We start from the raw sequence: 12,198 nt of genomic DNA on the forward strand, positions 1-12,198 counted from the left end.
GCCGCCTATGCGACGAGTCCTGATCATCGACGACCACCCCGGCGTGTGCCAGGCGCTGGAACTGCTGCTGTCCCTGCACGACATCGAGGCCAGCGTGGCGGCCAGCCCGGCCGAGGGCCTGGCGCTGCTGGAGACGCGGCCGTTCGGCCTCGTCATCCAGGACATGAACTTCACGGCCGACACGACGTCGGGCGAGGAAGGCGAGCAGCTTTTCCGCGCGATCCGCGCGAAGCGGCCCGACCTGCCCATCATCCTGCTGACCGCCTGGACGCGGCTGGACGCCGCCGTCGCGCTGGTGAAGGCCGGCGCGGCCGACTACCTCGCCAAGCCTTGGGACGACGCCAAGCTGGTGGCGACGGTGGAGAACCTGCTGGAGCTGGGCGAAGCCAGCCGCGAGGTGGCGCAGCTGCGCGAGGCGCGGCGGCAGCGCAAGGCGTCGCTGGCGCGGCGCCACGACCTGGCCGGCCTGGTGTTCGACGCCGACGCCATGCTCAACCTGCTGGAGCTGGCCGGCCAGATCGCCGCGGCGCCGGTGCCGGTGCTGATCACCGGGCCCAACGGCGCGGGCAAGGAGCGCGTGGCGGCTTTCGTGCATGCCAACTCGGCAGCGCGCAGCGGCCCCTTCGTCGCGCTGAACTGCGGCGCGCTGCCGGCGGACCTCATCGAGGCCGAACTGTTCGGCAGCGACAGCGGCGCCTACACCGGCGCGGCCAAGGCGCGCGTGGGCCGCTTCGAGGCGGCGGATGGCGGCACGCTGTTCCTGGACGAAATCGGCAACCTGCCGCTGGCCGGCCAGGTGAAGCTGCTGCGCGTGCTGGAGACCGGGCAGTTCGAGCGGCTGGGCAGCAGCAAGACGCGCCAGACCCGCGTGCGCGTGCTGAGCGCGACGAACGCCGACCTGCGCGCGATGGTGAAGGCCGGCGCCTTCCGCGAGGACTTGTTCTACCGCCTCAACCTCATCGAGCTGAAGCTGCCCGCGCTGGCCGAGCGCCGCGACGACGTGCTGCCGCTGGCCGAGCATTTCCTGGCCGGCCGCGCGCGGCTGGGCGACGCGGCGCGCGACGCGCTGCTGGCGCACCGCTGGCCGGGCAATGTGCGCGAGCTGAAGAACGCCGTGGAGCGCGCCGCGCTGCTGGGCGGCGGCGGCGAGATCACGCCGGCATTGCTGGGGCTGGACGACGCGCCCGGCGGCGGCGCCGCGTACCGCAACCTCGACGAACCCAGCCGCGACGCCGTCGTTGCGGCGCTGGGCGCGGCCGCCGGCAACGTGAGCCGCGCCGCGGCGCAGCTCGGGCTGTCGCGCCAGGCGCTGTACCGGCGGCTGGAACGCTACGGCATCGCGCCGTGAACGGCCTGTCGCTGCGCACCCGCGCGCTGCTGGCGCTGGCCGTGGCCGCGGTCGTGCCGCCGCTGGTGATCCTGGGCGTGCGGCGGCTGGGGCTGGGCGACGCCGCAGCGCTGGGTGTGGCGGTGGCCGTCATGCTGCCGCTGCTGGCCTGGCTGGCGGCCCGCTGGCTGGCACCGCTGCAGCGGCTGACGCGGGCGCTGGAGGGCGCCGTGCTGAGCTACCGCGACGGCGACTTCAGCTTCAACCTCGCGCCCGACGGCCCGCGCGAGCTGGCCGCGCTGGCGCGGCTGCACGCCGACATGGGCCTGGCCCTGCGCGAGCAGCGCCAGCACCTGGCCCAGCGCGAGCTGCTGCTGGACACCGTGGTGCAGAACACGCCCGTCGCGCTGGTGCTGACGGCGCCCAGCGAGCGCATCGCCATCGCCAACCTGGCCGCGCGCCAGCTGCTGGGCGACGGCCGCAGCCTGGTGGGCCTGGACTTCGCTGCCGTCATCGCCGGCCTGCCCGAGACGCTGCGCGAGGCGCTGGCCGGCGACGGCGACCGCCTGTTCACGGTGACGCTGCCCGACGGCTCGGAGGAGACCTTCCACCACAGCACGCGCTCGTTCCGGCTGCAGGGCCAACCGCACCGGCTGCGGCTGCTGCGCCGCATGACGCGCGAGCTGTCGCGCGCCGAGGTGGCGACGTGGAAGCGCGTCATCCGCGTGTTGAGCCACGAGCTGAACAACTCGCTGGCGCCGATCTCGTCGCTGGCCCACAGCGGCGCCGAGCTGGCCCGCCGCGGTGACACCACGCGGCTGCCGCAGGTGCTGGCCAGCATAGCCTCGCGCGCGGCGCACCTGCACGGCTTCCTGAGCGGCTACGCCAGCTTCGCCAAGCTGCCGGCGCCGCGCCGCGAGGCGGTGGACTGGGCCGCGTTCCTGCAGCGCCTGGGCACGCTGGCCGAGTTCCACGTCGACGGTGACCCGCCGGCCGAGCCGGGCTGGTTCGACGCGGCGCAAGTGGAGCAGGCGCTGCTGAACCTCGTCAAGAACGCGCACGAGTCGGGCAGCGACCCGGGCGAGATCGCGCTGCGGCTGAGCATGGCGGGCGGCGAGCAACGCATCGAGGTGCTGGACCGCGGCCCCGGCATGAGCGAGGCGGTGCTGGCGCAGGCGCTGCTGCCGTTCTATTCCACAAAGCGGTCGGAGCCCGGCTTGAATGGTGAAGCCAGGGGCGGCACGGGCCTGGGCCTGGCGCTGGTGCGCGAGATCGCCGAGGCGCACGACGGGCGCGTCGCGCTGGCCAACCGCGAGGGCGGCGGGCTGCGCGTGGTCGTCAGCCTGCCGAGATCAACAGCGCCGCCAGCCCGCTGAAACTCAGGAAGGCCAGCGCCGTGGACGCGAGGATGATGCGCGCGATGCGGCCGTTGTCGGCGCCGTAGCGCTCGGCCAGCAGCGACACATTGCTGGCGCCGGGCAGCGCGGCCGCCAGCGTCAGCGCCACCACCTGCCCCTGCGACAGCGGCGCGCCCACCCACCGGGCCGCCGCCGCCAGCGCGAACACCAGCGCCGGGTGCACCAGCAGCTTGATCGCCGCGACCGGCAGGTACAGCGACGGCGGCGTGACCCGCCCGGCCGCACGGTTGGCCCGGCCCGAGCGGCTCAACACCGCGCCGATGGTGAACAGCGCCACCGGCGACGCGGCCTCGGCCAGCATGGCCACCGTCTTGTTCACCGGCCCCGGCAGCGCCAGGCCCAGCCCGCCCACCACGGCGCCCACGCCGATGGACCACGGCAGCGGGTTGGAGCCGGCCGCCTTCAGCGCCTGCACGAAGGCAGCGCGCTCGGCGCGCAGGTTGGTGCCGGCCTGGGCCAGCGCGATGCACAGCGAGCTGGTGACGAACAGGTCGGCCAGGATGGTGCTGACGACGACGCCGCCGGCCGGCGCGCCCAGCAGCGCGACGATGAGCGGCACGCCCATGAAGCCGGTGTTGGGGAAGGCGGCCACCAGCGCGCCCAGGGCGGCGTCCTTCATCCCCACGCGCGGCGACAGCGTGACGGCCACCGTGAAGAACACGATCAGCAAGGCCGCCACGAGGTAGACGCCCAGCAGCGCCGGGTTCAGCAGTTGCAGCAGCGGCGTGTCGCGCCCGAAGCGGAACAGCAGGCAGGGCAGCGCGAAGAACAGCACGAAGCCGTTCAGCCCGGGGATGGCGCTGTCGGGCAGCCAGCCGCGCTCGGCGGCCAACCAGCCGCACAGCACCAGCGCGAAGAACGGAAAGGTCGTGGCGAGGACGGCGAGCATGAGGGGGTGGCCGGGTACGGGTATTGCGAGCCCGGGCTCAGTATCCCGGAGCGCTGCCCGCCCGGCGTTCGGCCTGGGGCCGTGCCGGCATCGCCGTGAGCGAATGCGCGCAGCCCCCGGCTTTGTGACAGCGTGGGATGGCGGGTCACTCCGGGTCACCCCTAATATGTGGTGATGCGCATGCCCAACCTGTCTCTGCCGCCACCTGCCGCCGCCGCCCCGCTGGACGAAGGCCAGGCGCTGGGCGTGTGGCGGCTGGAGAAGCCGCTGCCGGACGGCGAGCAGGCGCACGCCGGCCAGTGGTACAGCGCGCACCACGGGCGGGCGGCCGAGCAGAAGGCGGCCGTGCTGGTGCTGGACCGCAGCGACCAGGGCGCCGGCGTCATGCTGCGCTATGCCGACCAGGCCGGCGACCTCGCCTCGCTGCAGCACCCGCACATCGCCGTGCCCAGCGACAGCGGCGTCACGCCCGACGCCCATCCTTACCTGATCATCGAAGGCTCGCACGGCGAGCCGCTGCTGCCGCAGCTCCACCAGCTCAGCCTGCGCCAGCGCGTGGAACTGCTGGTGCAGCTGTGCGAGGCGCTGCGCTCGGCCCACCAGCAGGGCTGGCTGCTGGCCGAGCTGGACCCGGCCATGATCTGGCTGGGCCATGACGGCGACGTGCGGCTGATGGGCCTGGGCCTGGCGCGCATCCCCGACCCCACCGACCCCTTCGACCGCGGCCTGAGCCTGGGCGCGGCGCCCGCCTTCGTCGCGCCCGAGCGCCGCGTCGGCGAGCCGCCCAGCCTGGCCAGCGAGGTCTACGGCCTGGGCGCCTTTGCGCGCGTGCTGATCTGCGGCTGGGAAGACACCCCCCGCGGCCTGGCGCCGCTGCGCGGCAGCGCGGGCGACCAATGGCCCACGCTGCGCGAGTCGCAGCAGCTCAAGCTGGACGCGCTGCTGCGCTCCGCCACCGCGGAGTCGCCCGAGCTGCGCACGCGCGGCGCGGAGGGCATGGCCGACGAACTGCGCGACTGGTTGGGCCAGAGCCCGCAGCGCAGCGTATCGGCGCCCGTGCCGCTGGCCGAGCCCCGCCGGCCGCGCCCGTGGTGGAAACGCTGGCTGGGCGCCGCGCAGACCTGACCGGGCTTCCTTGGATGCGCCGGCCACGGCGCTGGGCAACAATGCGGCCCCCACTCCTGGAGGCTCCCATGGCCCGCCCTTCGAGGCCCACCCGGCAACCCGCCGCCCTGCCCCTTGCTTGCGCCGCGCGAGGCTGGCGCTGATGGCTGCCATCGGCGCGCAGCCCGCAGCCCCGGGCCTGCTCGGCTTCGGCGAACTCAAGCTCCACCTGCCCGCCACGCGGCTGCAGTGGCTGGCGCTGGTCATGTCGCTGGGCCTGGGCGGCATCGGCGCCGAGCTGGCGTGGCACCACCCGCTGTCGGGCCCGCTGGCCCTGGCCGCCTGGGGTGCGGCGGCGCTGCTGGCGGCGCTGTTCTGGATCAAGACGCCGGTGCTGCTGTTCGCGCCGCTGCCGCTGATCGGCCTGGCGCCGTGGAGCGGCTGGATCTCGTTCGAAGAGATGGACCTGCTCGTCACGGCCTGCGGCTGCGGGGGTTATCTCGCCTACGCGCTGCAGCTGAATGCGCGCGACCGCGCGCCGGCCTGGCGGCATGCGCTGGTGTATTCGCCGGCCGTCGTCGTGCTGATCCTGGGGATGGCCGCGATGGCGCTGCTGAGCATGCTGCGCGGGTTTGCGGACGCCGGGGGTTTTCGCTTCGGCTGGTTCCACGGCTACCACGAGGCGATGAACTCGGTGCGCAACGCCAAGGCCCTGTTCCTCGTGCTGGCGCTGCTGCCGCTGTGGACGGCCGCGGCCGCCGCGCGTCCCCGGGGCTTCTCGCGCGGGCTGCTCCTGGGCCTGGTGCTGGCGCTGGCCGCCGGCAGCGCCGCCGCGCTGTGGGAACGGCTGGCCTACACGGGCCTGCTGGACTTCTCCACCGACTACCGCACCACCGGCCTGTTCTGGGAAATGCACGTGGGCGGCGCCGCGCTGGACGGCTTCCTCGTGCTGACGCTGCCGTTTGCGCTGCTGGCGCTGCTGCGCACACGCTCGCCGTGGCGCTTCGCCGCGGGCCTGGGCGTCGCGCTGCTGGCGGCTTATGCCTGCCTGACGACGTTCTCGCGCGGCGTCTACCTGGCGCTGCCGCTGGCGCTCGTCCCGATGGTGCTGCTGGCCGACGCGCAGCGCCGCCGCGCGGCGGGCTCGGGGCCGGAGAGCAGCCACATCGACAGCACGCTGGGCGCCGTCGACGAGCCGCTGCCGAGGCTGGCCAAGCTGGGCGCGCTGGCCATGGCCGGCGCCTTCGCGCTGGCGGCGGCGCTGGTGTTCGGCGGCGGCGGCTACCGCGGGCTGCTGGCGCTGTTCTTCGTCATGGTCATCCTGCTGACCATGCCCGCCAGTCTGTGGTTGCCCGGCTTCGGCCAGCGCCTGACGGCGGTGCTGATGGGCGGCCTGCTGGCGCTGCTGCTGGGGGCGCTCAGCTGGGCGCTGTCCATGGCCGTGCCCAAGGCGGCCTATGTGCTCAACGTCGTCGCACTGCTGTGCTGCGCGGCACTGCGCTGGAAGGACCAACCCGGCCAGGCCCGGCCGTTGTACGTGCTGATGGTGACGACCAGCTGGTTCTGGCTGCTGTCCACGATGGTCATCGTGGCGGATTACTGGGGCGGCACCGCCGGCCGCTGGACGGCGCTGGCCGCCGGCCTGACGCTGGGCGGCCTGTGGGCCGCGATGCTGCTGCAGCCCCGGCTGTGGCCCTTGCAGGGGGCCGCCAGTGCCGGCAAGGCCGGCTGGCGCAAGCGCGCGCTGCTGGTGGCGGGGCTGCTGCTGGTGATGTCCATCGTGGCCGCGTTAGGCGGCGGCGCCTACCTGCGCGACCGCGTGGCCACGTGGAAGGAAGACGGCCAGACCCGCCTGAGCCATTGGCGCGAGGGCCTGCGGCTGCTGCACGGCCCGCAGCAGTGGCTGCTGGGCAAGGGCGCGGGCCGCTTCGTCAGCAGCAATCTGTACGAAGGTCCGCCGGACTCGCAGATCGGCGACTACCGGCTGCGCACCGATGAGACCGAGGCCTTCCTCGCGCTGACGGGCGGCAAGCATGTGCTGGGCTATGGCGAGCAGTTCCGCCTCAGCCAGCGCATCGCGACGCCAGCGCCGGGCCCCATCAGCATCACGCTGGTGAGCCGCACGGCCACCGGCGCGGCGCTGTCGCTGCAGGTCTGCGAGAAGAACCTGATCTACATGGAGAGCTGCACGGACCTTGAGGCCCACCTCCAGCCCTACCGGGCCGAAGGCGCCGCCGCCGACGCCCCGAGCGGATGGCAGACCCATCAACTGAAGCTGGGCGCCGTGGGTGCGATGGGCGGCGACTGGTGGGCGCCGCGCTTCGTCACGTTCTCGATGGCGCTGGCCTCCAACGGGGCGCGCGTGGACATCGCGCGCATTGCGTTGCAGGACTCGCAGGGCCGCCCGCTGCTTGTCAACGGCGACTTCAACCGCGAGATGGCGCACTGGTTCTTCTCCAGCGATCGCTACCACATGCCCTGGCACATGAAGAACGCGGCGCTGCACGTGCTGTTCGAGCAGGGTCTGCTGGGCCTGGCCCTGATGGGCTCGGCGTTCGTGCTGGTGCTGGTGCGGCTGAGCTTCGGCCGCGGGCGCGACCATCCGCTGGCGCCAGCCATCGTCGCCGCGCTGATCGGCTTTGCGACGGTGGGCGCGTTCGACAGCCTGCTGGACGTGCCGCGCGTGGGGCTGATCTTCTTCACGCTGCTGCTGCTGGGGCTGGGATTGCGGGCGCTGCCCGGTGAAGGCGTCGCCCGAGTGGCATGATGCGCGCCCCATGTCCAGCGCCCCACCGTCCGCCGGCCTCAACCCGGCCCAGCTCGCCGCCGTCCACCACCTGACGGGCCCCTGCCTCGTCATCGCCGGCGCGGGCTCGGGCAAGACCAAGGTCATCACGACCAAGATCTGGCAGTTGCTGCACTCGGGCTACCGCGCCAACCAGATCGCCGCCATCACGTTCACCAACAAGGCCGCGCAGGAAATGCGCGAGCGCGCCCAGCATCTGGTGGGCAAGAAGGCCGCCAAGGACCTGGCGATCTCCACCTTCCACAGCCTGGGCGTGCGCCTGCTGCGCGAGGAAGGCACGCGGCTGGGGCTGAAGGAGCAGTTCTCCATCCTGGACAGCGACGACGTGCTGAACGTGCTGAAGGATGCCGGCGGCACGACCGACGCGAAGCAGGCCCAGCGCTGGCAATGGACGATCTCGCTGTGGAAGAACAACGGCATCGGCCCGTTGCAGGCCGCGCAGATCGCCGCGGACGACGATGAGCGCGCCGCTGCGGCCGTCATGGTGCGCTACCAGGAGCGGCTGGCCGCCTACCAGGCCGTCGACTTCGACGACCTCATCACGCTGCCGCTGAAGCTGCTGACCACCGACGCCGAGGCCCGCGAGAAGTGGCAGAACAAGCTGCGCTACGTGCTGGTGGACGAGTACCAGGACACCAACGCGGTGCAGTACGAGCTGTTGAAGGCGCTGGTGGGCGAGCGCGGCATGTTCACGGCCGTGGGCGATGACGACCAGTCCATCTACGGCTGGCGCGGCGCGACCATCGAGAACCTCAAGAAGCTGCCCACCGACTACCCGGCGCTGAAGGTCATCCCGCTGGAGCAGAACTACCGCTCCACCGGCGCCATCCTGCGCGCGGCCAACAACGTCATCGCGCTGAACCCCAAGCTGTTCCAGAAGAAGCTGTGGAGCGAGTACGGCGACGGCGAGCCCATCGCGCTGCTGGAGGCCGACGGCGAAGAGCACGAGGCTGAGCGCGCCGTCGCCCGCATCCAGCAGTTGCGCGCCGACGGCAAGGGCCCGAACTTCAAGGACTTCGCCATCCTGTACCGCGCCAACCACCAGGCGCGCGTGTTCGAGCAGGCGCTGCGCCGCGCGCAGATCCCCTACAAGGTGTCGGGCGGCCAGAGCTTCTTCGACAAGGCCGAGATCAAGGACCTGTGCGCCTGGCTGCGCCTGCTGGTGAACCAGGACGACGACCCCGCCTTCCTGCGCGCCGTGACGACGCCCAAGCGCGGCATCGGCCACACGACGCTGGGCGCCCTGGGCACGTTCTCGGCGCAGTGGAAGTGCAGCATGTTCGAGGCGCTGTTCTCCGAGAGCCTGGCCACCGCCGTCACCAAGCGCGGCCTGGACAGCCTGCACGAGTTCGGCCGCTACGTGAACGAGCTGCAATACAAGGCCAAGCACACCGAAGGCCACACCGCCGCGCACACGATGCTGATGGAGTGGCTCAAGGAGATCGGCTACGAGGCCCACCTCATCGACAGCGAAGAGAACGAGAAGGTGGCCCAGGCCCGCTGGGGCAATGTGCTGGACTTCGTCGACTGGGTGGCCAAACGCTGCGGCGGCCAGCAGAGCGAGGAAGGCGGCGTCAGCTTCACCGAGCCCAAGCAGAGCGTGCTGGACGTGGCACAGACCATCTCCGTCATCCTGTCGCTGGCCGAGCGGGGCGATGAGCAGGATCAGGTCACGCTGACCACGCTGCACGCCTCCAAGGGGCTGGAGTGGCCGCACGTGGTGCTGGCCGGCGTCAACGAGGGCCTGCTACCGTTCAAGCGCGAGGAGGCCGAGCTGACGCCCGAGGCGCTGCAGGAGGAGCGCCGCCTCATGTACGTGGGCATCACGCGGGCCCGCACGACGCTGGCCGTCTCCACGTTGCGCCGACGCAAGAAGGGCCGCGACACGGTCGTGGGCATTCCCAGCCGCTTCCTCGCCGAGATGAAGCTCAACGAAGGCGGCACCCGCGAGGATCCGCGCGAGAAGCTAAAACGGATGCGGGACGAATTGGCCGCCAAAGCGGCCGCGCGTGTCGATCCGACGACAGGCTGAATCGCCCATTCGAGGGGGCACCCCTCAAGCGCGTGAAGTCTTCACACCCCGGCCACGCTAGGCTGGGAACAATGCGCTCCAGCCCTTTCCCTTACCGGTGAGCCCCGCATCATGAAAGCCTTGGTCATAGCAGCTGCCTTCGCCGCCCTGAGCGCCACGGCCTTCGCCGGCGCGACCCGTGAGGCCCAGGCAAAAAGCGACACTGCGGTCACCGTCATCGCCGACGCGGGCCGGCTGTCCTCCACCGGGTTGACCGCGCTGCACGACGGCAGCCCCTGGGCCGGCGCCAGCCCCACGCCCGCCACCGGCGGCGATTTCGACACGCTGACCAGCCAGATCGAACCCGGCCACCTGCTCGTCGCGCTGTGTGTGCTGGGCTTCGCGCTGTCGCGCCCGCTGGGCCGGCTGCTGCGCCGCCACGAACAGCAACGCCGCGCCAGCGCGCTGGCCAGCACGCTGCCGCGCCGCTGATCGCGAATCAGATCGCCAGCGGGTCCACGTCGACCGCCCACCTCAGCACGGCCCGGAATTCGGGCCGTTCGCGTTTCAGCGCGATCAGCGCCGGCACCCAGGCGCGCAGAAAGGCCTGCAGCCGCCCGCGCTGGCCAGCCTCCACCAGCATCTGCATGCGCTCCACGTCCGCCACGCGCGCCACCGCGTGCGGCACGGGCGGGTAGATCAGCACGCCGTCGCCCTGCAGCAGGGCTGCTGCGGCGTCCAGGAAGGCCTTGGCGGCCTCCGCCGTGCGGGCCTCGGCGCGCAGCAGTGCCAGGTGCGAGAACGGCGGCAGGCTGGCCGAGCGGCGCTCGTCGAGCTGGGTCCTGGCGAAGCGCACGTAGTCGTGCCGCGCCAGCGCCTGGTACAGCGCATGCTCGCGATGCCAGGTCTGGACCCACATCTCGCTGGGCGATTCCCCCGCGGCATCGCGCCCGGCGCGGCCGCCGGCCTGCATCAGCAGCGCGAACAGCCGCTCGGGCGCGCGGAAGTCGCTGCTGAACAGCGCGCCGTCGGGGTTCACCGCGGCAACGAAGCGGATGCGCCGGAAGTCGTGGCCCTTGGTGATCATCTGCGTGCCGACGAGGATGTCGACCTCGCCGTCGTGCACGGCCTGCAGCTGCGCCTCCAGCTCGCCCTTGCGGCGCGTGGAGTCGGCATCGATGCGCAGCACGCGCGCGCCGGGCAGCGCCTCGGCGAGCTGCTCCTCCAGCCGCTCGGTGCCGCGGCCTATGGGCGCGATGTCGTGATTGCCGCAGTTGGGGCAGGCGCTGGGCACGCGCTCGGTGAAGCCGCAGTGGTGGCAGCGCAGCGTGCGGTCGCGCTTGTGGAACACGCGCCAGGCGCTGCAGTGCGGGCAGTCGCTCTTCCACTGGCATTCGCCGCAGTGCAGCACGGGCGCGTAGCCGCGGCGGTTCAGGAACACGAGGCTTTGCTCGCCGCGCGCCAGCCGTGCCTTCAACTCGGCCAGCAGCGGCGCGGTCAACGCCGTCGTCACGCCGGCCGTGGCGGGCAGCGCCTTCATGTCGAACAGCTTCACGCGCGGCAGCGCGCCGCCGCCGATGCGGGCGGCCAGCGTCAGCCGGTCGTAGCGGCCCGACTCGGCGTGCTGCCAGCTTTCCAGCGACGGCGTCGCCGAGCCCAGCACGACGGGGATCTTCAGGTCGTGAGCGCGCCAGACGGCCAGGTCGCGCGCGGAGTAGCGGGCGCCGTCCTGCTGCTTGTAGGACGGGTCGTGCTCCTCGTCCACGACGATGAGCCCCAGGTCGGGCAGCGACGCGAACACCGCCAGCCGCGTGCCCAACACCAGGCGCGCCCGCCCCAGGTGGGCGGCCAGCCAGTTCTGCAGCCGCTGCGCCGGCGTCAGCGCGCTGTGCAGCGACACGATGGCCAGCGGCTGCGGCAGCAACGCCGCGAAGCGCTCCGTGAAGCGCGCCTCCAGCTGCGGCGTCAGGTTGATCTCGGGCACCAGCACCAGCACCTGGCGGCCAGCCGCCAGCGCGGCCTCGGCGGCGCGCAGGTAGACCTCGGTCTTGCCGCTGCCGGTCACGCCGAACAGCAGCTGCGGCCGCGGCGCCGCGCTGGCCAGCTGCGCCTCGATGCGGGCGACGGCCTCGGCCTGCTCGGGCGCCAGCTCGGGCTTGACCGGTGGCGACGCAGCGGCCCCCGCCTTCTTCTTCTCCAGCTTGCGCAGCCGCGCGGCCAGCTGCTCGGGAGACAGCTCGCGCAACTGCGGCGGCAGCACGGCGCTCGCCAGCTCGCCGACGCTGCGCTGGTAGTAGCCGGCGGCGAAGTCCAGCAGCCGGCACCAGTCCGCCGCCAACGGCGGCAGCGCGTCGAACACGGCCGCTACGGGGCGAAGCGCGGCCTCGGGCGCCCCCTGCGCCTCGCCGGGCCAGACGACGCCCAGCAACTCGCGCTTGCCCAGCGGTACCCGCACCAGCGAGCCGGAGGCGAGCGCCTGCTCACTCGCATAGTCAAGCGGCGCGTTGAGGCCACTGTGCTGCGGCGCGTCCACGGCCACACGCACGACGACACCACCCGCCATCTCAGCCACGTCCAGCTCCGTGCATTTTGTGAAGCAGCGGTTCAGGAAACTCTGCCAAGTTCATGATTTGCAAGGCTTCT

Annotated in this window: 8 protein-coding genes; 6 read left to right on the plus strand and 2 right to left on the minus strand. The window is 72.5% G+C overall.

Translation table 11 applies throughout. The features are described from left to right. Positions 1-7 precede the first annotated feature (7 nt). Positions 8-1,348 carry a sigma-54-dependent transcriptional regulator gene (locus ACG04Q_RS01345; protein WP_394509008.1) on the plus strand — a complete coding sequence of 447 codons (1,341 nt, stop codon included), beginning with the start codon at positions 8-10 and terminating at the stop codon, positions 1,346-1,348. Beyond that, a complete protein-coding gene (locus ACG04Q_RS01350) occupies positions 1,345-2,703 on the plus strand; it encodes a sensor histidine kinase (protein ID WP_394509009.1) in 1,359 nt (452 codons plus the stop codon). Before ACG04Q_RS01345 ends, ACG04Q_RS01350 begins: the two co-directional genes overlap by 4 nt. Here ACG04Q_RS01350 and ACG04Q_RS01355 read toward each other — a convergent pair. After that, a complete protein-coding gene (locus ACG04Q_RS01355) occupies positions 2,666-3,634 on the minus strand; it encodes an AEC family transporter (RefSeq protein ID WP_394509010.1) in 969 nt (322 codons plus the stop codon). The genes ACG04Q_RS01350 and ACG04Q_RS01355 overlap by 38 nt on opposite strands. Before the next feature lie 180 nt (positions 3,635-3,814). On the opposite strand from ACG04Q_RS01355, the gene ACG04Q_RS01360 reads away from it, so the two are divergent. From ACG04Q_RS01360 to ACG04Q_RS01375, 4 genes are all read left to right on the plus strand, one after another. Beyond that, positions 3,815-4,759 carry a serine/threonine protein kinase gene (locus ACG04Q_RS01360; protein WP_394509011.1) on the plus strand — a complete coding sequence of 315 codons (945 nt, stop codon included), beginning with the start codon at positions 3,815-3,817 and terminating at the stop codon, positions 4,757-4,759. A gap of 142 nt (positions 4,760-4,901) precedes the next feature. Then, positions 4,902-7,505 carry an O-antigen ligase family protein gene (locus ACG04Q_RS01365; RefSeq protein ID WP_394509012.1) on the plus strand — a complete coding sequence of 868 codons (2,604 nt, stop codon included), beginning with the start codon at positions 4,902-4,904 and terminating at the stop codon, positions 7,503-7,505. 10 nt (positions 7,506-7,515) lie between these two features. Beyond that, positions 7,516-9,576, plus strand: coding sequence for an ATP-dependent helicase (locus tag ACG04Q_RS01370; protein WP_394509013.1), 2,061 nt, complete (start codon positions 7,516-7,518; stop codon positions 9,574-9,576). A gap of 111 nt (positions 9,577-9,687) precedes the next feature. After that, positions 9,688-10,047, plus strand: coding sequence for a hypothetical protein (locus ACG04Q_RS01375; RefSeq protein ID WP_394509014.1), 360 nt, complete (start codon positions 9,688-9,690; stop codon positions 10,045-10,047). Positions 10,048-10,054: 7 nt separating this feature from the next. On the opposite strand, the gene ACG04Q_RS01380 is transcribed toward ACG04Q_RS01375, so the two are convergent. After that, positions 10,055-12,118, minus strand: a complete 2,064-nt coding sequence (locus tag ACG04Q_RS01380; protein WP_394509664.1) for a primosomal protein N' — start codon at positions 12,116-12,118, stop codon at positions 10,055-10,057. Positions 12,119-12,198: the final 80 nt, after the last annotated feature.

Origin of the sequence: Pelomonas lactea (assembly GCF_043555885.1) — a bacterium.
Classification (GTDB): domain Bacteria; phylum Pseudomonadota; class Gammaproteobacteria; order Burkholderiales; family Burkholderiaceae_C; genus Pelomonas; species Pelomonas lactea.